The 25484-nt window shown below is 39.9% G+C and carries 21 protein-coding genes and 2 pseudogenes; 11 read left to right on the top strand and 12 right to left on the bottom strand.

Annotated elements, in window-relative coordinates; all coding sequences use genetic code 11:
• Positions 1 to 56: 56 nt before the first annotated feature.
• Positions 57 to 1556, bottom strand: a complete 1500-nt coding sequence (locus GBI16_RS18840) for a P-loop ATPase, Sll1717 family (RefSeq protein ID WP_215900689.1) — start codon at positions 1554 to 1556, stop codon at positions 57 to 59.
• Between the two features lie 162 nt (positions 1557 to 1718).
• A complete protein-coding gene (acnD, locus tag GBI16_RS14085; RefSeq protein ID WP_151707296.1) occupies positions 1719 to 4325 on the bottom strand; it encodes a Fe/S-dependent 2-methylisocitrate dehydratase AcnD in 2607 nt (868 codons plus the stop codon).
• Between the two features lie 261 nt (positions 4326 to 4586).
• Between acnD and GBI16_RS14080 the strand changes: the two genes are divergently transcribed.
• Positions 4587 to 5309: a folate-binding protein YgfZ gene (locus GBI16_RS14080; protein WP_151707295.1), complete on the top strand. Its 723-nt coding sequence runs from the start codon at positions 4587 to 4589 to the stop codon at positions 5307 to 5309.
• Between the two features lie 79 nt (positions 5310 to 5388).
• Positions 5389 to 6360: a hypothetical protein gene (locus GBI16_RS14075; protein ID WP_151707294.1), complete on the top strand. Its 972-nt coding sequence runs from the start codon at positions 5389 to 5391 to the stop codon at positions 6358 to 6360.
• A 45-nt stretch (positions 6361 to 6405) separates the two neighbouring features.
• Here the strand turns inward: GBI16_RS14075 and GBI16_RS14070 are convergent, their stop codons facing one another.
• Positions 6406 to 7581, bottom strand: coding sequence for a sorbosone dehydrogenase family protein (locus GBI16_RS14070; protein ID WP_151707293.1), 1176 nt, complete (start codon positions 7579 to 7581; stop codon positions 6406 to 6408).
• Between the two features lie 337 nt (positions 7582 to 7918).
• Positions 7919 to 8164 carry a hypothetical protein gene (locus GBI16_RS14065; RefSeq protein ID WP_004695190.1) on the bottom strand — a complete coding sequence of 82 codons (246 nt, stop codon included), beginning with the start codon at positions 8162 to 8164 and terminating at the stop codon, positions 7919 to 7921.
• Positions 8165 to 8458: 294 nt separating this feature from the next.
• Between GBI16_RS14065 and GBI16_RS14060 the strand changes: the two genes are divergently transcribed.
• Entirely contained in the window at positions 8459 to 9265 is an 807-nt protein-coding gene (locus tag GBI16_RS14060) for a tetratricopeptide repeat protein (protein ID WP_110973876.1), read from the top strand.
• A 39-nt stretch (positions 9266 to 9304) separates the two neighbouring features.
• Here the strand turns inward: GBI16_RS14060 and GBI16_RS14055 are convergent, their stop codons facing one another.
• The 3 genes and pseudogenes from GBI16_RS14055 to GBI16_RS14045 all read right to left on the bottom strand — a co-directional run.
• A complete protein-coding gene (locus GBI16_RS14055; RefSeq protein ID WP_151707292.1) occupies positions 9305 to 10228 on the bottom strand; it encodes an AEC family transporter in 924 nt (307 codons plus the stop codon).
• Positions 10229 to 10318: 90 nt separating this feature from the next.
• Positions 10319 to 11434, bottom strand: coding sequence for an NADH:flavin oxidoreductase/NADH oxidase (locus GBI16_RS14050; RefSeq protein WP_110973878.1), 1116 nt, complete (start codon positions 11432 to 11434; stop codon positions 10319 to 10321).
• 158 nt (positions 11435 to 11592) lie between these two features.
• A pseudogene (locus GBI16_RS14045) lies at positions 11593 to 11865 on the bottom strand (carbohydrate porin); the annotation flags it as partial.
• A gap of 371 nt (positions 11866 to 12236) precedes the next feature.
• On the opposite strand from GBI16_RS14045, the gene mutM reads away from it, so the two are divergent.
• Both mutM and GBI16_RS14035 read left to right on the top strand, forming a co-directional pair.
• Positions 12237 to 13097, top strand: coding sequence for a bifunctional DNA-formamidopyrimidine glycosylase/DNA-(apurinic or apyrimidinic site) lyase (mutM, locus tag GBI16_RS14040; protein ID WP_086208824.1), 861 nt, complete (start codon positions 12237 to 12239; stop codon positions 13095 to 13097).
• Positions 13094 to 13378, top strand: coding sequence for a peptidylprolyl isomerase (locus GBI16_RS14035; protein WP_086208825.1), 285 nt, complete (start codon positions 13094 to 13096; stop codon positions 13376 to 13378). Before mutM ends, GBI16_RS14035 begins: the two co-directional genes overlap by 4 nt.
• Positions 13379 to 13433: 55 nt before the next feature.
• Here the strand turns inward: GBI16_RS14035 and GBI16_RS14030 are convergent, their stop codons facing one another.
• From GBI16_RS14030 to typA, 3 genes are all read right to left on the bottom strand, one after another.
• Positions 13434 to 13763 (bottom strand): gamma-glutamylcyclotransferase family protein, encoded by a 330-nt coding sequence (locus GBI16_RS14030; RefSeq protein ID WP_086208826.1) that lies wholly within the window; start codon positions 13761 to 13763, stop codon positions 13434 to 13436.
• Positions 13764 to 13897: 134 nt separating this feature from the next.
• A complete protein-coding gene (mscL, locus tag GBI16_RS14025; protein ID WP_086208827.1) occupies positions 13898 to 14332 on the bottom strand; it encodes a large conductance mechanosensitive channel protein MscL in 435 nt (144 codons plus the stop codon).
• Between the two features lie 202 nt (positions 14333 to 14534).
• Positions 14535 to 16373 (bottom strand): translational GTPase TypA, encoded by a 1839-nt coding sequence (gene typA, locus GBI16_RS14020; RefSeq protein ID WP_151707291.1) that lies wholly within the window; start codon positions 16371 to 16373, stop codon positions 14535 to 14537.
• Between the two features lie 170 nt (positions 16374 to 16543).
• Between typA and GBI16_RS14015 the strand changes: the two genes are divergently transcribed.
• From GBI16_RS14015 to GBI16_RS14005, 3 genes are all read left to right on the top strand, one after another.
• Positions 16544 to 17914, top strand: coding sequence for a uracil-xanthine permease family protein (locus GBI16_RS14015; protein WP_110973883.1), 1371 nt, complete (start codon positions 16544 to 16546; stop codon positions 17912 to 17914).
• 67 nt (positions 17915 to 17981) lie between these two features.
• The gene (locus tag GBI16_RS14010; protein ID WP_151707290.1) at positions 17982 to 19007 is read left to right on the top strand and encodes a class I SAM-dependent methyltransferase; all 1026 of its coding nucleotides are present in this window, start codon (positions 17982 to 17984) and stop codon (positions 19005 to 19007) included.
• A 9-nt stretch (positions 19008 to 19016) separates the two neighbouring features.
• Positions 19017 to 20480: an amino acid permease gene (locus GBI16_RS14005; protein ID WP_119063712.1), complete on the top strand. Its 1464-nt coding sequence runs from the start codon at positions 19017 to 19019 to the stop codon at positions 20478 to 20480.
• 683 nt (positions 20481 to 21163) lie between these two features.
• Here the strand turns inward: GBI16_RS14005 and omp38 are convergent.
• A complete protein-coding gene (gene omp38, locus GBI16_RS14000) occupies positions 21164 to 22171 on the bottom strand; it encodes an outer membrane protein Omp38 (RefSeq protein WP_086208831.1) in 1008 nt (335 codons plus the stop codon).
• 374 nt (positions 22172 to 22545) lie between these two features.
• Between omp38 and GBI16_RS13995 the strand changes: the two genes are divergently transcribed.
• The 3 genes from GBI16_RS13995 (at position 22546) to GBI16_RS13985 (ending at position 24980) form a co-directional block, all read left to right on the top strand.
• On the top strand, positions 22546 to 23070 hold the full coding sequence (locus GBI16_RS13995) for a GspH/FimT family pseudopilin (protein ID WP_086208832.1): 525 nt from the start codon (positions 22546 to 22548) through the stop codon (positions 23068 to 23070).
• A gap of 101 nt (positions 23071 to 23171) precedes the next feature.
• Positions 23172 to 24347 carry an acetyl-CoA C-acyltransferase gene (locus tag GBI16_RS13990; protein ID WP_086208833.1) on the top strand — a complete coding sequence of 392 codons (1176 nt, stop codon included), beginning with the start codon at positions 23172 to 23174 and terminating at the stop codon, positions 24345 to 24347.
• A 183-nt stretch (positions 24348 to 24530) separates the two neighbouring features.
• Positions 24531 to 24980: a VOC family protein gene (locus GBI16_RS13985; protein ID WP_086208834.1), complete on the top strand. Its 450-nt coding sequence runs from the start codon at positions 24531 to 24533 to the stop codon at positions 24978 to 24980.
• A 55-nt stretch (positions 24981 to 25035) separates the two neighbouring features.
• On the opposite strand, the pseudogene GBI16_RS13980 reads toward GBI16_RS13985, so the two are convergent.
• Positions 25036 to 25484 (bottom strand): annotated as a pseudogene (locus tag GBI16_RS13980) (hypothetical protein); the annotation flags it as partial.

Here is a 25484-nt window from a genome sequence, read left to right as displayed (position 1 = left end):
GGTTAACAAATATCACCCTTAACTAAAGAATAAGTTAAAGAATCTTACATTTCTTTCTAACCCCTTCTACGCTGTCTTCTTTGTTTTGCCTGCTGTGCTTGTTTAGTTTCTACATTTTTAAGATGTAGTGCTTGACGAAAAACTGGATGTATTTCCCATAACATTCCGTCATCTACATTAGTTCTACTTTTTAAGAGCGATGGGTTTTTTTCAAATGAAATATGATCATAACTACCATCTTCATTATCCTGTCGTGCTGTAATAAAAGCTATTTGAAATAAAAAATGTGCGACTTCTCTATTATTGGGCTTTCCAACCAAACCATACATTTTTACGTTAATATGATTTAATATTTTATTATCAATAAGAGTCAATAACTCTGCCGTTTTATATCTTTCATTTTGCTTTGAAAAAGCAACTATCAATTCTTCTATCTGAGGACACTGTGATATAAACTCAGCAATAGTGTCATCAATCCTTCTTTTTCCAAAATCCTCTAATTGATTATCAATAGTTGGGAAAGTTATTTTATCAGCACTGTGATTTAATGATTTTGCTGATTCTTTACATAATTCAACAAGCCATCTAGGTCTATATCGAGATAAAGTTGCCAATACAATTGAAGTCGGCCTAGTACGATTATTTGTTCCCCACATCATATTTTCTTCAAATATTAATGATATTAATTTTGTATTTCTTGAATTTAAATCACTAGGAAGTCCGATACTAAAATCACTCCATTGCCCCGTTCTTTCTAAATAACCTTGTATACGTTTTGCTAACAACTGCTCAATATCTCCATGTTCCCAGCGTATATCAACCATATACTGTTCAATATGAGATAACGCTTCATATTCTCTTTTTATTATCTTCCAGACATTAGGCCTAACACTTGTTCTAATACGTATTTCTGGTAAAGCATTAACAATCTGCCTAATAGCAGTAAAGTAAGTTGCAACTTTTAACTTGTTTTTTGAAGTATTTTGAAAATTTTGATCAATATCATCAACTATTAACCAAATTCCGCCACCATCAGTCCAGCGCTCCAATATACTTTCTACATCCGCAACAGCTTCTCTTTTACGTTCGGGTACACCATTAATTTTCAATCTATCAACAATATGCGAGATAAAAGAGCGAGATTTAAAACCATTCATCTCGGCCTGTTCAACCAAACTGGTTGCATCATCATTATATGCAAATCCAATTTTGGCTCCTATTTCATTAGCTATTAAATTTAGAATTTTTTTCTTCCAAGCTCTCGTCCAAGTATCTGAATCATCCGATTCTAAATCAGGTGATAAAGCGACACCTGTTGAATTAATAACGATTAACTTATTATTTTGTTCTAATTTCTCTTTAACCATTCTCAAAATAGCGGACTTTCCTTCCCCTTTATATGCTCTAGCTATTTGAATTGTTTCTGAATTATCTACAAATTCTGCTAATTCTGGGCGCTCCATGGCATAGCTTCTAAATACATCATCTTTCTCCTGATCAGCAGCATCATTGCCAAAAAGATCTTTATCTTTTAAATTAATTTGGACAGGTAACATATTCTTATATATAAAAGTAAAAAGTTACTTTTAAATTAGTTCATTTTCATCAAATATTCAATAAAACACAGAGTTTCGTATAAATTATATTCATCAAAATCAAAAAATTAACAGCCCGATCCTTTTTATGGAATCGGGCTATTATTTTTTCATCTAATTACTTCAGACCACATTCCCTTCTAAAAAGTCCTGCGCAAAGCGTTGCAATACACCACCCGCTTCATATACAGACACTTCTTCTTCAGTATCTAGGCGACAAGTGACAGGCACTTCAACAATTTCACTCTTACCTTCATCCGTCGCACGCTCAATCACTAAAGTTAACGTCGAACGCGGCGCAATATTACCAATCACGCTATACAGCTCCGTACCATCTAGCTTCAACGTTTTACGGTCAACACCCGCTTTAAACTCAAGTGGTAACACGCCCATACCCACTAAGTTGGTACGGTGAATACGCTCAAAACCTTCCGCTACAATCGCTTCAACACCTGCAAGACGCACGCCTTTAGCCGCCCAGTCACGGCTAGAACCCTGACCATAGTCTTTACCTGCAATAATGATCAACGGTTGCTTACGATTCATATACGTTTCAATGGCTTCCCACATACGCATTACTTCGCCTTCAGGCTCAACACGTGCTTTAGAACCTTGCTTGATCGTACCGTCTGAACGAACCACCATTTCATTAAACAGTTTCGGGTTCGCAAAGGTTGCACGTTGTGCAGTCAAGTGGTCACCACGGTGTGTTGCATAAGAGTTGAAGTCTTCCTCAGGTACGCCCATTTTATGCAGATATTCACCTGCTGCCGAATCCATCATAATTGCATTCGATGGAGATAAATGATCCGTGGTGATGTTGTCAGGCAAGATGGCAAGCGGACGCATATTTGCCAGTGTACGAGGTGCAGCCAAAGCCCCTTCCCAGTAGGGCGGACGGCGGATATAAGTACTTTGCGGACGCCAGTCATATAAAGGACTTGCCGCTTTTTCAGTGACACCTAAGTCAAACATTGGAATATACACTTTACGGAACTGTTCAGGTTTCACCGCCTCTTTGACCAACGCATCAATTTCAGCATCCGAAGGCCAAATGTCTTTCAAATAAATTGGATTGCCGTCTTTGTCGTTTCCTAGAGCATCTTTTTCGATGTCAAAACGAATGGTTCCTGCAATCGCATAAGCCACAACCAGCGGAGGTGATGCCAAGAATGCTTGTTTTGCATAAGGATGGATACGACCATCGAAGTTACGGTTACCTGAAAGTACCGCTGTTGCATACAAGTCACGGTCAATAATTTCTTGTTGTAGTTTAGGGTCTAAAGCACCCGACATCCCGTTACAGGTGGTACATGCATAGGCCACGATCCCAAAACCGAGTTTTTCTAAGTCGTCCAACACACCTGCTTCTTCAAGATACAAAGCAGCCGCTTTAGAACCCGGTGCAAATGATGATTTCACCCATGGTTTACGGGTTAAACCCAATTCATTGGCTTTACGCGCCAATAGACCAGCTGCGACGGTATTACGTGGGTTTGATGTATTGGTACACGAAGTAATGGCAGCAATAATCACAGCACCATCAGGCATTAAACCATCGGTACGGTTTTCAACCACGCCTGCAATGCCTTTTTCTTTTAAATCCGCAGTCGATACACGAGCATGTGGGTTCGATGGACCTGCAATATTACGTGTTACTGTTGAAAGATCGAAGCGAAGGACACGTGGATATTCCGCTTGTTTCATATCCGATGCCCAAAGACCGATTTCTTTGGCATAGGTTTCAACCAGTGCAACTTGCTCAGCTTCACGACCTGTCAGGGTTAAATAATCAATCGTATTTTGGTCGATATAGAACATTGCCGCCGTTGCGCCATATTCAGGCGTCATATTGGAAATCGTGGCACGATCACCCACTGACATGCTGTCTGCACCTTCACCAAAGAACTCAAGATATGCACCGACGACACGTTCTTTACGCAAAAATTCAGTTAACGCTAAAACGATATCTGTTGCGGTAATACCCGCTTGACGTTGTCCAACAAATTCAACACCAATAATGTCTGGAAGACGCATCCAAGACGCACGACCGAGCATCACATTTTCAGCTTCTAAACCACCCACACCAATCGAAATGACACCGAGCGCATCGGTATGTGGTGTGTGTGAGTCTGTACCGACACAAGTATCTGGGAATGCCACGCCATCACGACTTTGTACCACTGGAGACATTTTCTCCAAATTGATTTGGTGCATGATGCCATTCCCCGCAGGAATCACATCGACATTTTCAAAAGCAGTCTTAGTCCATTCAATAAAATGGAACCGGTCTTCGTTACGACGGTCTTCAATGGCGCGGTTTTTCTCAAAGGCATCTGGATCAAAACCACCGTATTCCACAGCAAGAGAGTGATCGACAATCAACTGAGTCGGTACAACAGGATTCACTTTCGATGGGTCACCGCCTTGGTCAGCAATCGCATCACGTAGACCTGCAAGGTCAACCAATGCCGTTTGTCCAAGAATGTCATGACATACCACACGTGCAGGATACCAAGGGAAATCGTGATCTTGTTTTGAGAAAATCAGTTCTTTTAGTGACTGCTCCAAAATGGCAGGATCACAACGACGCACTAACTGTTCAGCCAATACTTTTGAGGTGTATGGAAGTTTTGCATAAGCGCCTGGCTGAATCTGTTCAACGGCTTCTCGCACATCAAAGTATTCTAGCTGGGTGCCTTGCAGTGGTTTGCGGTGATTATTGTTCATAGCGTTCCTGCCTTTGGTGTTTCATTTTTCTTCACTGTCTTTACTAGACAATTCATCTTTGTCTGCTAGGCATACTACACTGTCGAAAACCCATTTCCCAAATCGTTTATATTTCATAATCTTAGGTATAAAAACAGGGGGTTTTGAAATATTTAGTTACATTAACTTTTAAATATTTACTCTAAATATGATTTTTTCTGAAAAATAGCGGAAAATAGCCCTAATTCTTTAGTATTAGATTTTAAGGTAGGCGAGCAATTCATGAGCGATCTAGCTTTCTCCTCTTTCACTTTAATTGGTGTAGATGCACTCAAATTTTTACAAGGTCAAGTAACGGTCAACGTTGAAGCTTTAGCTGAAAATACAACGCAATACACTGCCATTTGTGACTTGAAAGGTCGTATCCACTTTGGTTTGTGGCTGACAAAACGTAACCCTGAGCACTTTGAAATTGTCACCACTCAAGACCAGTCGGAAGAGTTTGCGAAACACATTAAAAAGTTTGGTGCCTTCTCTAAAATGAAACTTGAACCTATGGGTTCAGTTTTTCCAACCTTTACGCAAGACCGTACCACCTTCTCTGCTGAGCCTACCAATATTGCAGCATGGCAAGTGCAAGCCATTACTCATGGTGAAGCGTTTATCGACCAAGCGATTGAGCATGTGTTTCAACCTCAAGAGCTTCGTTTACACCAACGTGAAGGCGTGCACTATGACAAAGGGTGTTACTTGGGTCAGGAAGTGATTGCGCGTTTATGGTTTAAAGCCAAACCAAAAGCATGGTTGCATTTAATTCAGGGTACAGGCAGTGCACCTGCGCAAGCGGAACAGTTGAATAAAGGTATTCAAGTGGTGAACAGCACTGCAATTGATGGCGGTTATGTTGCATTGGTGGTGGCACGTCCTGAGTCTTTGAGCGAACTGGATGTGACAGTTTTAGACTTACCGGAACGCTTAAATGGTGATGTGGCACGACCGCAGTAAGCCTTTAAAATTACAAGTAAGTTTATAATTTACTTGTAATTTTCATTAATATAATTAAATCTATAATAAGAGACACTTTATGAAAAAATTGGGGACTGTAATATTAACTTCTGTCTCTTCTATCACTTTTGCTTTTGATTATCCTAAACTATCTAATCCTACTCAGCAAAAGTTTCTAGAACTGTATATCAAAGATCGGAATGATTTAGTAAAAGAAGATTTATTTGCCCCATCAAGCACAAAACAAGAATGGCCTTGTCCAATCTCTCAAAAAGAACAGAATAGACTTGCCAATTTATTGTTGAGTAAACCACTAGCTATAGAAGATAAATCAAATACTCGAAAAGATGCAGATAATATCCCATCAAAAGAAACGATAATAATAAACAAAAATGTTCAAATCATTCCAATGAAAGCGGAATGTGTAAATGGAAAAATTATGGGCGAAGTAGAACTTCGAACAGAATATGACAGCCTACTAGAACAATATACAAAAAATACATCAAATAATGTCAGGTTTATATCGAAAATACATAACACCACACTAAGTACGGGAATGATAAAAGATGATAAGTTAGTTGGTACTGCAAAATCTTTTTCTAAGTTCATTACTTATTTAAAAATCGAAACTTCTCCAAACGATGGTAATAAACAATTTAGCGATCCAATTATCACTTTAGAAGTGAAATATAAAGATAATATTGGGAATATGGCATCATTTACAGAGGAAACAGGGTTTTATATTGCAGGCGGTGAGACTCAAAATCTGAGAAGTACTTTTACTTTGGTTATTGATAAAAATCATACACAAAAAATCACATATAAAAATAATCACATATCATCCATTGAGCCTTTTAAAAATGGGCTTCCTCATGGTGATCAGCTAGGCTACCTTGTTGGTATGGACGATAAAATTAATTTAATTCAAGCTGAAATGCCAAGTTCACATCCAAAGTTAGTTACAATCAACAGTACTAACTACATCGAAACACACTTGTGTATGCATGAAGGAGTCGGAGTTGATCAATTCCCATGTGTTGCTAAAAATTAAATTCAAATAGTTATTTGGGTGTGCGGAATCAAAAAAATGAATACACTATTTCCGCCTCACATAATAAACCACACCGCCCTTATCATCTGAAAAATAAAAAGAATTTTCATCAACTCGGTAAATATCTGCGGGTCGCCCATTTACCGTTTTATCCACTAAAAAACCATCCATAAAGGTCTGTAATTTTTGCCCTTTACGCATAATCACAATTTTATAACCATGACCAATCGTGGCATCCGTAGAACCATGCAGAGCCACTAAAAATGAATTTTTAATGGTGTCATCCGTATTTGGATCATCAAAATAGTCAAAGCCTAGAGCAGATGAATGTGATGGGAAATAAACATAAGGAGACGGTACATTTTTACATCCTGTTGAACGTTTAAATTTTGGATCTGCAAAAATTTGACCATTCGACGAATAACAAGATGGCCAACCATAATCGACATCACGCTTAAGTGCATAAAAAGTTTCATCAGGTTTATGTTTACCTAGATGATCTGCACCTTGATTGGTAGCAAATAAAAATTTACCTATCCATCTCAAACCCACTGCATTGCGTAAACCTGTGGCAAAAACCTTTTGTTCCGAACCATCGGGATTCATTTCTAAAACAGTTGCTCTAACTTTTTCTTTCTCGACACAAGCATTACAACTCGAACCCACGGAAACATAAATTTTTCCGTTCCCACCTACGGCAATAGTTCGTGTTAGATGCCAGCCCCCATATTTATAACTTAAACCATAATCAGGAAACGTCGCTAGAACTTCAGCTTTGCCCGTGGATTTTATTTCATCTTGGGTAAATTTTCGTCGGGTGAGCTGATGCGTTTCAGCCAAATACACCCAATCTTGTCCTGAAGAATCGGTATAAAATTGGACTGAATTTGGATTTTTTAACCCCGTCATATAAGGAATAATTTTGCCGAATTTCCCCGTTTCAGCATTCCACTCATCCAAAATATAAACAATGCCTTTTTTATTGTCGGTCAAATCGTGCATATCCGTTACAAACATTCTACTGTCAGGTGCTTTGCTAAAAAAACGAACGCGTTTTAAACCCTCAGCCGCAGGAATGATGTCGTAATTTGCTGGCAGATTTAGAGAAAAACGCTTCCCATTTTTCAAATTGATTTGATGAGGAACAAGATTGGGCTGCCCTGCTAAACTTGTCATTGAACCCATTAAACATATGAATAAGATTGAGAATATTTTTATCATTTTAGATAGGTCTCGATTCATCTTATGAAAAGTAAGCTTCTTTTTATATGATATAACTTGAATGATAAGCACAGAGTCAAATACTTTTGCTAGAAAATCGCATAAGCTATTCATATACAAACTATTATTTTATATTATCTTTTAGCCTGACCACTGCAAGTATCTTTGCAGTGGGTAAATCCATTCACATTCGTTCTGCGGCTATAAACAGAACATAAAAAATATTGCTTTAACTCTATAGCAAGCATCAGTACTTGGGTAAAAGGCTCATCCAAGGACTTAAACTATTTTTAGAGTCTTATTTAATAGTTCACTCATCTTCAATGAATATTAAACATCAAAAATCATGAAACAGCTTATTCATGTCTTTGCAGAGATAGTCTTTAAATGAAAAATCTCGTGCATGTTTAGCATCAAATTTTGCGGTCACACCATCTTTTTCAAAGATATATACACGGTCATCTTTGCTCACTAAAAACTCACCACCCAATTTCATCAATAAGGCATCAATTTTTTCGCCATCTGGAATCGACTCATCGGCCAAAACTTTTAAATAATTTCGCTTAATTGACTTAATAAACATGCTGAACTCACTACTCATTTTCAGCGCTATTTAAACAGAATCTAAGCCATAAACCTAATGAAAAAGCGAAGCCGATCAGTTGCTAATACCCATAACACATTTGAATCCTTCCCATCTTAGAGCATGTGGTTTGTATTGGAAAAATATATTTGGATCAAAATAATCAACGGAAATTTGTAAGACCAAAACACAATTCAGATATTTACATTCACACAATTCAACTTATGATGTGAAATGACTAAAAACAAATACGCACATAGATGGACTTATGTGTACGAAAAAGGTTTATACAGCATGAAGAAAATCGTACTTGCAAGCTTAATTGCTCTTTCTAGCCAGTTTGCACTTGCAGCCACCACCCAAGATACGACCAACCCCGAATTTGCCAAAATTGAAGAAATGGTCAAAGCCAACAATATGACAGGGGCATATCAAGCTTTAGAAAAACTGGCGAAATCTGGCAACCCGCAAGCTATGTATAACTTGGCGTATTTGACGCAAACAGGTCAAGGCACGGCGAAGAATGAGAAGAAAGCCATTCAACTCTACCAAGAGGCTGCAAACAAAGGCTACCCTGTTGCACACTACGTGCTTGCGAAAAACTATGTCACTGGCACTTTAGGCTTGCCACAAGACCTCAACAAAGCCAAACAACACTTTGAAGCTGCCTCTAAACTAGGCTTTGATGATGCAACTGTTGAATATGCCGTGCTGTTATTTTCTGAAAATAAACCAGAGTCTGAAAAGTTAGCCCTGAAGAAACTTGATCCTTTGGTGAAAAAAGGCAACTATCAAGCCATTCATGCACAAGCCTTGTACGACATCAGCACAGGCTTTAAAAACAAACAAGAAGCGCCGATTCAAAAAGGTCTCAACAGCATTCAAGACTTAGCCAAAAAAGGTTACATTCCTGCCCTAATGGCCGTGGGCAATATGTTTGCCAATGGCAATATCATTCCGCAGAACTTACCAGAGGCGAAGAAAATTTTTACTGCTCTAGCCAAAGAAAATGTGCCACAAGCGAAAGAGTCATTAGCACAGGTTGAAACCATGATGGCGAATCAAGCCAAGTCCCCTGCAACAGCAGCGGTTAAAAAATAAATATTTTCTTCAAAAATACTCTCCAAGGAGAGTATTTTTTTACCACCAAAGACCAATCAAGACACTGACCACCACAAAACTCAATAACGTGCTGATCATCAATGGGGTGAGTGCTTTTTCATTCAAACCATACACTTGCCCAAAAATACCAAATAGAGATGGCATCGGTAAGGCTGCAATCAAGGTCCCTGCATAAATCATCTTTTGGTCCAATGCAGTCAAATAGGTCAGTCCTAAATAAACCAATATTGGCATACAAATATTTTTAGACACCACCAGATAAACCGTTTGCAGGTTAAAAGACTGAATAGTGAGACCGACCATTCCACCACCAATAATAAACAAGGCTAAAGGCGAGGCAGTCTGACCTAACATTGCAAACACTTGGTCGATTAAATGCGGAATTTTAATTTCAAACATCGCACAGCTCATGCCAATCATCACCGACAAGAACAATGGGTTTTTAAATAAAGTAAGAAATGTAGTCTTTAAAATGGAAGCAACATTGGCTTGCCTTTGTCGGCCTATTTCAGCCAAAGTGAGCATCAATGGAACCAAAAATACACTTTCAATGATCACCACCAATGAAATATAAATCATCGCTTCACTCCCCATCAGCAGCGTCAAAATAGCGGCCCCCAATAAACCTGTATTGGACATAGATGCACCCAGTGAGAAGACTGAAGCGTGGGTAAAGTGATTATTAAAAAGCTTTTGACCGAGAATAAAAGCCGAAATGAATAAACCAAAAGTCACAACGGCATAAACAAAGAAATAGGACGGATACCAAATTTCATGCAGGTCCTTTGATGCCAAGGCGTGCAGCAATAAAGCAGGTAATGCAATTTTAATAACAAAGGCACTGATTGCTATAATTTGTTCTTTAGCAAGCAATTGAATTTTGACTGAAATGAAGCCAAGAAATAGCAAAAAAAAGACTGGAAAAATTACCGAGAAAATCATTCAAGTTATTCCTTTTCCAGATGATGTAAGTAAAGACCTATCCTAGAACACATCTTTACTCAGTTGAAATATTTAAAAAGACTTATGGGCTTAGAACGCAGAAAATAAATCTTTGATTCCATGTGGCTGACACCGTAAATACTGTGGTGCGATAGAGACTTTTCCTCCCAGTTCTGCGGCGGCATGCCACGGCCATCGTGGGTCATACAGCATAGCCCGCGCCAGACCAATTGCATCAGCTTCTTGCGCTTCCAAAATATGTTCAGCCTGCTTCGCTTCTGTAATCAGTCCTACCGCAATCACAGGAATTTGCACTGCTTGCTTCACCGCATGAGCAAAAGGTACTTGATATTTGGCCTTGATCTGAATGTTTTGTTCCACATGCAAGCCACCACTTGAGACATGAATATAAGCTGCACCGAGTTGCTCCAATGCCTTGGATAGACCTACCGTTGAATCAATGTCCCAACTTTCTGTTGCGGTCGACTCCATCCAGTCAGTTGCAGATAAACGCACGCCCACGGGATAGTTTTCAGGAACGGCTTGTTTAATGGCTTGGAACACTTCTAAGGTAAATCGAATGCGGTTTTCAAAGCTTCCACCATATTCATCCGTCCGTCGGTTTGACAGGGGCGACATGAATTGATGCAGCAAATAGCCATGGGCTGCATGTAGTTCGATCAGCTCAAAACCTGCATCTACTGCACGCACAGCGGCACTGGCAAAGTCATCTATGATGTCTTGCATTTCTGTCACACTCAAAGCATGTGGAGCATGCTCTTCGGGCTTAAAAGGCACATCACTAGCAGACACCGTTTGCCAACCATGCGTCTGATTCGGTTTGATCTGCCCCTTTCCCGACCAAGGACGGTCGGTCGATGCTTTACGCCCTGCATGTGCCAGTTGAATAGCAAAAGGCATTGGGGAGAGTGTTTTGACTTTTTGAAGTAAGGCCTTCATTTGCGCACGTTGCAAATCATTCCACAGTCCTAAGTCTGCAAAACTAATCCGGCCTATCGCTTGTACGGCTGTCGCTTCGACAATGCATAAGCCTGCACCAGACAACGCATAATTGGCCCATTGTTGCTCATGCCAATAGCTGAGTTCACCAGCATCATTGGCAGAGTATTGGCACATGGGCGCAATCACAATTTTATTTGTTAATTTTAAATCCCCAAATTGAATGGGTTGAAATAATAATGACATCACAGCTCTCCCTGTACTCACTATGATCTATAACAAATAAAGTGCCTTGCATTCAACGCTAAAAGTGCAAATCTGCTGTCAAACCTTTGCACTTTTATGGCTATCCATTTAGAAAATAATGCAGCTTACAAATCCCAAGACCAAGGCATTATCCAACACGTCGCAACAAAACGAACGATGAATCCCTCCCAGCCTGCCAACTTTTCTAAATCAAATTGTGTGCCTAGCCAAAACTGAGAAGTCGTTGTCAGACTTCAACCAGTGTTACGTCCACCATCCGCTAAATAATTGGTATCTGTTAACGCATTCGCTTCAAACTTGATCCCTTTTTGCGCCAATTCAGTTCGTTTTCCCTGCCAGTCACCGAATAAGTACTGGCCATGAGCATCCAAAACTTGTTCAGCATGACTCATTGTTGCTAAAACAGACATTGCCGTTGCACATAAAGAAAGCGTGAACTGTTGTATGAAATCCTAAGCTCTGATTTAAAATGAATATAGATCCACTTCATTTAGATGAAAAATTTAATGAAAATTACATAATTTTCAAAGAAAGATCTCAGCATTTTTTTATTATTAATTCATAAAAGTTATCAATTCAGTCAACAATTATAAATATAAGATTTGATTTAAATGGTGCAAAGATTGTCCCTATAAAAATTGCTCTCTACTCCTACCTAAGTACTCATTCTGCTTTTCATTTTGTTTTAAATGCTTAGAAAAATAAGACAGATGCCAAAACTACTTGCAATATTGCGTGTACACCGCAATATTAAGCTCACGTTTTATCATCTTACGTTGCCATGCCTGAATTACCTGAAGTTGAAACCACCAAAGCCAGTTTATTACCGTTATTAGATCAGCAAGTACTCAGCGTTGAAGTTCGTCAATCCAGTCTACGTTGGCCAATTCCCGCAGATCTCAACAAACTGGTCGGACAGCGCTTAGTTCAATTAAGTCGGCGATCCAAATACATTTTGGCAAGCTTTGAACAGGACACCATGCTTTGGCATTTGGGCATGTCGGGTAGTTTTCGGATTTGTGAAATTGGCGAACCTCTAAGAAAACATGATCATTTAATTATTCGTTTTGAAGATGTCGAACTACGCTACCATGACCCGCGCCGTTTTGGATGTATCTTATGGTTAGATGAAAACTCACAAGCCAAGTTAATTGATACGCTTGGGCCTGAACCACTGAACACAGATTTTAATACTGAATATTTGAGTCAAAAGCTGAAAAATAAGCAGGTCGGCATAAAAGTTGCAATCATGGATAATCATGTAGTGGTTGGTGTTGGAAATATCTATGCCACAGAAAGTTTGTTTAATTTGGGCATACACCCTGCGCAAGTGGCATCGAGTTTAACGCATAGCCAAATTGAACAATTGGTGATCGAAATCAAACGCATTTTGCAGCAGGCCATTAACTTGGGAGGCTCGACCTTAAGAGACTATTCAAACGCCATGGGAGAAAATGGCTATTTCCAACAAACCTTGTTGGCTTATGGCCGAGCAGGTGAAATGTGTGTGAACTGCGAAACCACGCTGGAAAACATCAAACTCGGACAACGCGCTTCGGTGTTTTGCCCAGAATGCCAACCGCTGAAAAAAGTGCAATCCAAGCCCAAAGCAACGGCTATAGTTCGAGGAAAAACCAAATGAAAACTGCCATTGTTCGTCATATTTTGGTCAAAGACAAAGACCTCGCTGAACAACTGAAAAAGAAAATCCACGATGGCGCCGATTTCGCTAAAATTGCCAAACAATATTCCACCTGTAACTCGGCTAAGCGTGGTGGTGAGCTCGGCGAAGTGAAAAAAGGTCAGTTGGTTCCAGTGATTGATAAATTGGTCTTTACTGCGGCTGAAAAAGTACTTCATGGCCCAGTGAAAAGCCAATTTGGTTTTCATTTATTAGAAATTAAATTCCGTATGGATTTTTAAAATATAGCGAGATATGGTGTGTTTAAGTCCAAACACACCATAAGCATGGTCTTGATTAAGCTTCCTTCATCTCATAAGTCCACGCATCAACAGGTTCACCAGACGCTAACACCCCCTGCACCTTTACCCGTTGATACTGTATCCCTTCAAACTCATCCAACGCATCCCAATGTTCAGCCAACTTTTCGCTACAGAAAAAATAGCCCTCAACAGCAGGTGCCTTAGAATCAAGTACAATCGCAAATAAACCTTTATCAGGTCCCCAATCCAAAATATGGACCACGCCATGCACATAGCCTTTTTGCCATATACCACCAATGCGTTCTAAAAGGTGAGCATTTTCATGATTTGGACGTAAGGTCCCATAGACAAATAATTGATTCATGCAGCATCACAATACGGGTTCAAACTGCGCGCATCATAAAATTAAATCTGTACAAAAACCAGTCTTTTCATCAAGCATAAAGAGAAAAACGGCACGTGATGTGCCGTTTTATTTTTGTTATCTTCGTCTTTTCATTATTGACGTTTTTTTAACTCATCACGAATCTCACGTAGCAATTCGATATCTTCTGGTGTTGCCGCTGGTTCTGGCGCAGCTTCTTCTTGTTTACGGCGCATACGATTGATCATTTTCACCATTAAGAACACTACCCATGCCAAAATGATGAAATTAATTAAAATCGTAAGGAAGTTACCATAGGTCAGGACATTTACACCTGCTTTGGTTAACTCATCTAAAGACTGTAAATTGTTTGGGTTATCGCCTAAAACAAAGAACTTTTGTGTGAAATCCACACCGCCACCGGTGATCACGGTAATCAATGGCATGATGATATCTTTCACTAATGAATCAACAATCTTACCAAATGCCCCACCAATAATCACACCGACAGCCAAGTCGATCATATTACCTTTTACCGCAAATTCGCGGAACTCTTGCATAATACTCATTTAAATCTCCAGTTTTTTTTTGACTTTAATTTATGTGACGAAGTATACATTAATTTTATAGCTTCATTTCCACGTAATTTACTCGGAAATCATCTGTTTTTATACATAGGTTTGCTAATTTTAAACAAAAAAAATGCCATCAAGTGATTGATGACATTTTTAAATGGCGCTGCCCCGCATGGGGCAACCTCATTTTTAAAACTTATTTACCAGAACGGTTACGTTTACGTTCGTTTTCAGTCAAGTAACGCTTACGGATACGAATAGACTTAGGAGTTACTTCAACTAATTCATCATCTTCAATGAATTCAAGCGCTTGTTCAAGTGTATATTCAACAGCAGGAACAAGAGTCAACGCATCATCAGTACCAGAAGCACGTACGTTTGTTAACTGTTTTGCTTTAGTTGGGTTAACTGTCATGTCATCTGAACGAGAGTTAATACCAATGATCATACCTTCGTAAACTTCTAACTGAGGTTTAGCAAATAGACGACCACGGTCTTGCAATGTGAACAATGCATAGCCAAGGCAAGTACCTTGAACCATAGAAATCAACACACCGTTTTGACGTTTCGCAACAGTACCTTGTTTCATTGGACCGTAGTGCGAGAAGCTTGAAGTCATGATTCCTGTACCAGAAGTCATGGTCAAGAATTCTGAACGGAAACCGATCAAGCCACGTGAAGGAACAGTTGCCTCAATACGGATACGGCCTTTACCGTCAACTTCCATATTGGTCATTTCGCCTTTACGGTGACCCATTTGTTCCATTACAGAACCTTGGTGCTGTTCTTCAACGTCAAATGTTACGTTTTCGTATGGCTCTTGCTTTTCGCCATCAACTTCTTTCAAGATTACTTGTGGACGAGATACGCCCATCTCGAAGCCTTCACGACGCATGTTTTCAATCAGAACTGAAAGGTGAAGTTCACCACGACCAGATACTTTAAAGCTATCAGGACTATCAGTATCTTCAACACGAAGTGCTACGTTATGAATCAATTCACGGTCAAGACGTTCACGAATATTACGTGAAGTAACAAATTTACCTTCTTTACCAGCAAACGGAGAGTTGTTTACTTGGAAAGTCATGGTTACTGTAGGTTCATCTACAGACAATGCTGGTAAAGCTTCAACATTTTTCGGATCACAAATAGTGTCAGAAATATGAAGTTCATCAATACCTGTGATACATACGATATCGCCTGCTTGAGCAGAATCAACATCAACACGTTCTAAACCGTGGTAACCCATGATTTTTAAGATACGACCGTTACGAGTCTTACCTTCTTTGTCAATTACAGTAACTTGAGTGTTCAGACCAACTGAACCACGTTGAATACGACCAACACCGATAACACCTACGAAGCTGTTATAGTCAAGTGAAGAAATCTGCATTTGGAATGGACCATCAACATCAACTGCTGGTGGTTCAACAATGTCTACGATGGTTTGGAACAATGGCGTCATATCTTCAGCAAGTTCTTCTGGAGATGGACCAGCAACACCACGAAGACCTGAAGCGTAAACAACTGGGAAGTCTAACTGTTCGTCAGAACCACCAAGGTTATCAAACAAATCAAATACTTGGTCAATTACCCAATCAGGACGCGCGCTTGGCTTGTCGACTTTGTTGATAATTACGATTGGCTTCAAACCACGTGCGAACGCTTTTTGCGTTACGAAACGAGTTTGTGGCATTGGACCTTCTTGAGAGTCAACAAGAAGAAGTACACAGTCAACCATCGACATTACGCGTTCAACTTCACCACCGAAGTCCGCGTGTCCTGGGGTGTCGACGATGTTAATACGGTATTCTGTATTGGTACGTGCATCTAACCATTTGATTGCAGTGTTTTTTGCAAGAATAGTAATACCACGTTCACTTTCAATCGCGCCTGAATCCATGACACGCTCAATCTCACCTGCACGATCGCCAAGTGCACCTGATTGCTGTAAAAGTTTGTCTACTAGAGTGGTTTTACCGTGGTCAACGTGCGCAATGATGGCAATGTTGCGGAGAGTTTTAATATCTGACATGTAAATTCGATACGCCTAAAGTTTGAGGGCAAATTATACAGAAAAATAATAGAATTTAGTAGTGACAGTTTATTGACAGACTCGTTTTTTTGATAAGTGGTGTGCAATTAATTTTGTAAAGCCGTGTAAAGCGATTAGAATGGCGCCACATTGCTAATATCTTTTGACTTATGTCTGATCAGAATCTCCCCCCTAATCAGCCAGATCAGCTTGATTTGGTCTATGGTTTAAATGACCGCCCTCGTCCACTTATTGCTTTTCTTGCTGCTTTTCAGCACCTCCTTGCCATTATCGTCCCAATCGTTACGCCAGGTTTGCTGATTTGTTTAGCGCTTGGTGTATCGAAAGAAGATACCAACATGATTTTATCCATGTCATTGGTCATCTCAGGTGTTGCAACCTTCTTACAATGTAAAAAAGTTGGACCTTTGGGCGCAGGCTTACTGATTGTGCAAGGGACCAGTTTTAACTTTATCGGTCCAATTATTGGAATTGGCTCTGCCATGGTTGCTGCAGGTACTCCTGTAGAATCCGTCATGGCTGCCATTTTTGGTGTAGTAATCGCAGGTTCATTTATTGAAATGGGCGTGTCACGCATCCTACCTTGGGTGAAAATGCTCATTACCCCATTGGTAACAGGCATTGTGGTGTTATTGATAGGTTTGACGCTCATCAAAGAAGGTCTCATCAGCATGGGTGGTGGCTATCAAGCCATGTCAAACAACACTTTTGCCAATGCAGACAATCTCATCATGTCGTGTACAGTGCTGGCATTGATCATCATCTTGAACCGTATTCGTATTACTTGGGTGAAAAGCTCGGCTATTTTAATCGCACTGATTGTCGGTTATATATTGGCTGGCTTTATGGGTCATCTTGACTTTTCGGGTGTTCAGGATGCCCCCCTAATTCAAATTCCAACCCCCATGCACTTTGGTTTAGACTTCTCTTGGAGCTTGTTTATTCCAATGGCGTTTATTTACCTTGTGACCTCTTTAGAGGCGATTGGCGATATTACAGCGACCTCTAAACTCTCCAACCAACCTGTCGATGGTTCAACATGGATGGAGCGTATTAAAGGTGGTGTCTTGGTGAATGGTGCAAATTCTTTGCTTGCAGGTATTTTCAATACATTCCCTAGCTCGGTCTTTGCACAAAACAATGGCGTGATTCAACTTACTGGGGTGGCGAGTCGTTATGTCGGCATCTGGATTGCTGCGCTATTGGTGATTCTAGGTTTACTGCCTGCGGTTGCAGGTGTGATTCAGGCAGTGCCTCAAGCTGTTCTAGGTGGTGCTGTGATGGTGATGTTCGGTGCTGTTGCTGCATCAGGGATTAATATTCTTTCGGGTGTTCACCTTGACCGCCGAGCACTACTGATCATTGCCATTTCGCTGGCGCTCGGTTTAGGTGTTGCACAAGTTCCACAAATTTTGGAACATTTGCCAGAATTATTCCGTAACATCTTTAGTTCAGGTGTTGCGACAGGCGGTATTGCAGCATTGTTATTAAACATTATTCTTCCTGAGCCGAAGAAATAAGTTTTCATTTCAGTATGCACGTAGCCCAGCACTGTCTGGGCATCGTTTTTACTATGGAGTATATAAAATGGATCCACGAAGTGAAGTTGTTCTTCGCCAGCAGGAATTTCTCTCTGGTTCAGTCTTACTGGTCAATGCACCGTGTGACGAATTAAATATGCAACTAACTGGGGTTGTAGAGCCACATTTTTGGACATGGAATTTTAACGAATTACAATATTTCCAAAACCAACAAAGTGATGTGCATTTTGGTACAGATTTACCGGATGCCGCTTTTGATCAAGCCATTGTATTTGTTCCAAAATCAAAAGAGCTTCTCAATTACGTCTTGCACCAACTGGTCAGTCGTTTGGCCGTAGGCGCATCAATCTTTTTAGTCGGTGAAAAGAAAGGCGGTGTAGAACGTGCTTCAAAACAGCTACAACCATTTGGTAAAACACTCAAATTAGACAGTGCCCGACATTGCCAAATGTGGCAATTGATCACCGAAAAAACCGTAACCGCAAAACCTTTGGTCGATTGGGCACAGCACTACACAGTGCTCACCCCAAAAGGTGAATTACAGATTTGCGCATTGCCGGGGGTGTTTAGTCAAAGCCGTCTAGACGTAGGAACAGCCGTGTTATTGCCTCACCTTTCCCACGTCACCTCTGGCAAAATTGCAGACTTTGGCTGTGGTGCTGGTGTGATTAGTGCTTATTTAGCCAAGTTAAATCCGAAAAATCGTATCTTTGCACTGGATGTCGATGCCTTTGCACTGGCTTCAACAAAAATGACTTTTGAAAAAAATAATCTTTTGCCAGAACAACTTGAGATCAAAGCAGTTCGCGGAATTGAGGATGCGCCACTATTTTTACACGCAATCGTCAGTAATCCCCCATTCCATCAGGGCATTCATACAGATTACAATGCCAGCGAAAATTTATGCAAAACATCCCGCCGCCATCTCAAATCAGATGGTGAGTTGTGGATTGTTGCCAATCGCTTTCTGAATTATCCATTACTCATTGAGCAAAGTTTTGGCCAATGTACAACCAAAGCCGATCAACAAGGCTTTAAAGTGCTGTTTGCCAGCACACAAAAGAAATCTTAAGGAACAATGATGAGCGAAACGACTCAACCAGCTCAACTCAAGCGAAAGCTTGGAGCTCGCCATCTGAATATGATCGCCATTGGTGGTTCAATTGGCACAGGTTTATTCCTTGCCTCAGGTGCAACCATTGCAAATGCTGGTCCAGGCGGGGCGTTATTGGCCTACTGCTTAATTGGTGTGATGATTTACTTTCTCATGACCAGTCTTGGTGAGTTGGCAACACACAACCCAACATCGGGTGCATTTTTCACCTATGGTACCAAGTATGTTGAAGGTGGTTTTGGTTTCGCCCTCGGCTGGAACTATTGGTATAACTGGGCTATTACGGTGGCATTTGAATTGGTTGCCGTCCAATTCATTATGAAATTCTGGTTCCCCGACCTCCCCGGTTTTTACTGGAGTGCCTTATTTCTAGCTGTTGTCTTTGGGATCAACGCACTCACCGTCAAAGGCTTTGGTGAAAGTGAATTTTTCTTTTCTTTAGTCAAAGTCCTTGCCATTATCGTGTTCATCATTATTGGTATTTTCATGATTGTTAAAATTATGATGACACCAGGTGTATCTACATTTGCAAACTGGACCAAAGGTGAAGCCCCATTTGTTGGTGGTTTATCTGCACTAATTGGTGTGGCGATGATTGCGGGGTTCTCGTTTCAAGGTACCGAGATGGTTGGCGTTGCTGCAGGTGAGTCAAAAGATCCGCAGAAAACCATTCCAATCGCCATCAAACAAATTTTTTGGCGTATTCTTCTGTTTTATGTCGTGTGTATTTTCATTATTGGTACACTGATTTCTTATGATGATCCCTTGCTCCTTCAAGCCGCTTCATCTGAGAATATTACACTCTCTCCCTTTACCCTACTCTATGAAAAAGCAGGTTTTGCCTTTGCAGCCAGTGTAATGAATGCTGTAATTTTAACAGCCATTCTTTCAGCGGGTAACTCAGGAATGTATTCGTCAACACGTATGTTGTTCGACATGGCCCAAAATGGTAGCGCACCAAAAGCATTTTCAAAATTGGATCGTCGTGGCGTACCTATGAATGCCCTTTATGCGACCACAGCAATTGCCGCACTTTGCTTCTTAACTACCTTTATTGGTGAAAAGCAGGTATTTAACTGGCTGCTCAATATGTCAGGTATGTGTGGTTTTATCGTCTGGTTAGGGATTGCTGTTTCACACTATCGTTTCCGTAAAGGTTATGTTGCGCAAGGACATAGAATTGAAGATCTGGCTTATCGTGCCAAATTCTTCCCTTTTGCTCCATGGTTTGCCTTTATTCTGTGTACCATTGTTGTTTTAGGTCAAAACTACCAAGCAGTACTTGATGGCGAATGGCTCTCTGTTTTATCGACCTATATTGGTATTTTCTTGTTCTTGATCATTTGGTTAGGCTATAAGTGGAAATACAAAACCAAACTGGTTTCTTATCAAGAGATGGATGTCAGTCCAATGAACCCCGATCGCGATTAAAATCCTTTCATAATAAAAGACAGTCTTCGGGCTGTTTTTTATTATCATCATTTATTGTTTAACTCAAACCATAACACATCAATTAATAATTTAATTTTCAATAAGATAGTTCAATTATTAAAGTCACATAAAACCGATAGCTATAATTCGAATCTAGCCTAAAATTAGTTAATATTCTGCAACTAGTATCCATTCACTTGTGAGATGAACAATTGACATACTTACGCAGTAAAAAGAACGTACTTGGTTTAGCTCCAAATTCGCACCGCCACAACTCAAGAAGACAGCTTGTTGAGCACTGATCGCGATCTATTTTTTAGACAGAAAATAAAGTAGTTTCAAGTGGCTCCAAGTTGGAAATATTATTTCGTTGGCAAACACATCCTTGTAAAGTTAAATAACTAGAATTATCCATTTACTCTAAAGGTAAAGCTATTATCAATGTCATGAAGCAGGAATAAATGTAAATACCCTTATCATTCCTCTTAGCCCCATCCCTATAATTAGAAACTTCTAACAGTATCATCCTATAACGAAACTAACCATGACGACCCTAAGTCTTAACGGCTCTTGCATTAAGTAATGGGTTTATTGTTATCAACATGACTTAACATAAATTTCATTATTTTTAGGCATAAAAAAACGACTCCGAAGAGTCGTTTTTTTATTAGTTAAAACTCAAATTATTGAGCTTGAACTGTACGGCTGCCAGAAATTGTCGCGAATACACGACGGTTCATAGCACGGCCTTCTTTAGTATTGTTGTCAGCAATCGGTTGGTCCCAAGCGAAACCTTGAGTAGACAAACGAGCTGGGTCAACGTTGTATTCGTTTACTAGAGACGATTTAACAGAGTTAGCACGAGCTAAAGATAAACGTTCGTTCAATGCACGTGGACCAGTGTTGTCTGTGTGACCTTCGATGCGAGCAGTAGCGTTTGGATATTCAACTAACTTCTCAGCAACTTTAGCGATTTCTGGTTTGTATTGGTCTTTGATGTTTGATTTGTTTGTATCAAAGAACACACGAAGTTCCATGTTAAGGTCTTCAGTTAACTCTTGTGGTTCAACTGGAGCAACAGGCTCAACTGGAGCAACTTCTACTACAGGAGCAGCAGGCTTCAAGTGACCACCAAGAACTACGTTAAGACCAGCAAGTGCTGTGTAGTTCCAGAAATCTTCATCAATGTTGTAAGTAGCACGAGCTTCAGTACGTAGAGATAAAGCGTCGTTTAAGCGCCAGAAAGCACCAAGACCAGCATTACCTAAAGTACCTTCTTCGTCTTTAGCAATACCATCGATGTCATATTTATAGTGACCAGCACCTAAAAGTACATACGGCTTAATTTTGCTGTCGTAGTTTTTAGTAATCAAATCAGAAGTAGCATAGAAGTTACCATTGATTTGAGTTTGCTTGTATTCAGCGCCAGCAGCTAAACCGTCTACATCACCTTTAACTTGGTTGTATTCAGCTTCGAAACCTAACCATGGAGTCAATTCAACGCCTAGAGCAGCACCAACGAATAAATCGTCTTGAAGTTCAGGACCTGAAGTTAAGTGGTCAACTCCGTTGTTGTGCTGACTGTCTTGGAAAGTGTAACCAAGCATTAATGGAGTAACAGTTACGCCCGCGTTTGCAGCAGCTAAAGGAGCAGCTACGAGCATTGCTAATGCAATACGACTCATTTTCATGGATTTATCCTCCAGAGATAACAATTGTTTTTCAAGCTAAGCTTAAAATTATTTAACCATTCTGAGATAGGTTTTTTTATACCCCAGTTTTATTTTTAAGCTATTCGCAATGAATCATACAAACACTTTATTTTTTTTCCAAGTGCTTGATAACTTTAATCAAGTAAATTATTGACAAAATTACTTACAATTTCCGTTGTAATTCGGTAATTTTTTACTCAATTTTTAGTTGCGAATCGCTTATTTTCACTTGTCATACATTTTAACAGCTTTTTGAACAAGTTGAGTACTACTAATTATGTATAAAATTTGTATGATAAACAAAGCTTTAATAAATAAAAAATAATCTTAAAATAAAAAATACGGATAAATACATGTTTTATATCAATAAAAAAGGGATAACTTTGTTTGAACTTGTGATTACCATCACTATTCTTGCCATCATTTGCACACTCGCCCTGCCATATTTTCATCAACACATGGCCTCTCAAGAGCGAAGCAAGACGCTGAATATATTAAGAAATAGTATTCAGGCTGCCAAGAATATAGCCAACTTACAACATCAAAATATCACCATTTGTCCAAGTCAAGACCTCGTTCAATGCCAGAATCATCAATGGAACACAGGCTTTATTGTATTTATCGATAATAATAAAAACCGACGAGTAGATCCCACTGAAACCATTATTCGAACAGAACAGCAACAGCTCAAATATGGCAATCTTGATTGGCGAGGCACCCTCAATCTTCCGTCCTTAAGCTTTAAAGCTGAAAATGGTCTCCCTCTCGGCTCAAATGGAACTTTTTATTATTGCTCTTTGCAAAGCTCAGATCATTTTAAACTAGTCATGAGCAAAATGGGACAGCTCCGAGCCGAACCACTCAATACCTGTAACTAGACCCATGAGTCCATAATCACGTTTTCAGCTTTTCACTCTAAAAAATTTGCATATACTGCTTAAGTTTCCAACAAAACAGATAAGTGATTTCGGAGAAGAAAATGACAGACATCGTGATTGTAAATGGTGCACGTACCGCAATGGGTGGTTTTCAAGGCAGTTTAGCAAGCGTAACTGCGCCTGAACTCGGTGCTGTGACCATCAAAGAAGCGATTGCTCGAGCAGGCTTACAAGCAAACGATGTAGAAGAAGTCATTATGGGCTGTGTTCTACCTGCCGGTTTAAAGCAAGGTCCAGCACGCCAAGCTATGCGCCAAGCTGGTTTACCTGATTCAACAGGTGCCGTAACCATTAATAAGCTCTGTGGTTCTGGTATGAAAGCAGTTATGCAAGCGGCGGACATGATCAAAGCTGGTTCTGCAAATATTGTTGTTGCAGGTGGCATGGAGTCGATGACAAATGCACCTTATATTTTAACCAAAGCGCGTGCGGGCTACCGTATGGGACATGGCGATGTCAAAGACCACATGTTCCTTGATGGTTTAGAAGATGCTGAAACAGGCCGTTTGATGGGTTCTTTTGCACAAGATATGGCCAATACTCGTGGCTATACGCGTGAGCAAATGGATGCCTTCGCGATTCGCTCTTTAGAACGCGCACAAACAGCGGTCAACGAAGGTTACTTTGCCGATGAAATTGTGCCTGTGACTGTAGCAACCCGTAAAGGGGATGTTGTCATTGATAAAGATGAACAACCGTTCAATGCCAACATTGCAAAAATTCCAAGCCTTCGCCCTGCTTTTGCTAAAGACGGCACCATCACTGCGGCAAATGCAAGTTCAATCTCGGATGGTGCATCAGCATTGGTTTTAACTTCAGCAGAGAATGCATCGAACAAAGGTTTAGCCCCATTAGCTAAAATTGTGGCTTATGCTTCGAATTCACAACATCCATCAGAGTTTACCATTGCACCCGTCGGTGCAATTGAAAAAGTACTGAAAAAAACGGGGTGGGATGCACAAGAGATCGACCTTTGGGAAATCAATGAAGCTTTTGCAATGGTGACCATGTGTCCAATAGATGACTTCAAGCTTGATCCTGCAAAAGTGAACATCAATGGTGGAGCTTGCGCACTGGGTCATCCTGTCGGTTCAACAGGCTCACGTATTATCCTCACTTTAATTCATGCACTTAAACGCACAGGTGGTCAAAAAGGGATTGCAGCACTATGCATCGGCGGCGGTGAAGCGACTGCTGTCGCGATTGAATTACTTTAAGATGCAAGCAACCTTCTTTTATTGACATATTTTATACAATAAAAGATTGAATGATTAGCTGATATAAAAGCGATATTTATGAGAATCCCTCGACTTCGGGGGATTTTCTATTACAAGATTGTATTATGGTCGATCTCAACGACTTGTTAAAATAACGACGAAAAAAACAACAAGGATAAGACAATGCAACTGAATCACTACCTCAACTTTGACGGTCAAACCGAAGCCGCTTTTAATTTTTACAAATCTGTCTTTGGTGGAGAGTTTGCAACCTTCATGCGTTATGGAGATTTACCTTCAGATGAAAGTTCAGTCACCCTTTCCCAAGCTGAGCAACAAAAAATCATGCATGTTTCATTACCGATTAACGAAACAACAGTGCTTATGGCATCCGACACGAATGATCAGTTTTGTGCTCAAAGCAATACTGTATTTACAGTAGGTAATAACCATTATATTTCGATCAATTTGGAAGCCCATGAGCAAGCCGATGCAAAACGTTTATTTGATGCACTTTCAATCAATGGAAAAATAGAGATGCCTCTAGAGAAAACCTTTTGGGGTGCACTCTATGGCGCATTTACTGATCAGTTTGGAATTAAATGGATGGTGAATTGCCAACTAGATGGATAATTGCATATTTGTAATAATGCAATCTCAAATTGATATTGCATTATTATTTCTCTATTTATATGTTTTCTAATATTTTACGAACTCCAATATCTTCAAAAATCTCAGGGTATTGTTTCATAAAAGTTGGTAAATGTTGTTTCACTTCATTTTTCTGAAGTACAGTCCATCTCGGTGGATAGGTTTCATAACTAAGAAATTGTAGACGACACTGTAAATGATAGTAAAAGCTCTCCTGATCTTTCTCAGTTTCTATAAATTTTTGCTGCGTAACAAACCAATAAAGCTGATCCCATAAACTATAACCTTGCGTTAAGTCTAATTTTTGCTGAAATGACAAACTTCCTTCGACTAAGCATAAATACTGTTTTAATTCATCTAAAGTAGGCTGGGTATCACAATATCCTTTTGCTTTAATAAATTGAGATGGTGACACTATTTGTTGAGTAGAATGAAAATATTCTAAATATTGATTTAGTTTGATGTTTTTTTGTTTCAATGCAAATA

This window comes from Acinetobacter sp. TUM15064, from assembly GCF_008980265.1.
Taxonomy (GTDB): domain Bacteria; phylum Pseudomonadota; class Gammaproteobacteria; order Pseudomonadales; family Moraxellaceae; genus Acinetobacter.
Note: the sequence above shows the minus strand (reverse complement) of the source record. Positions and strands in the feature narration are given on the sequence as shown.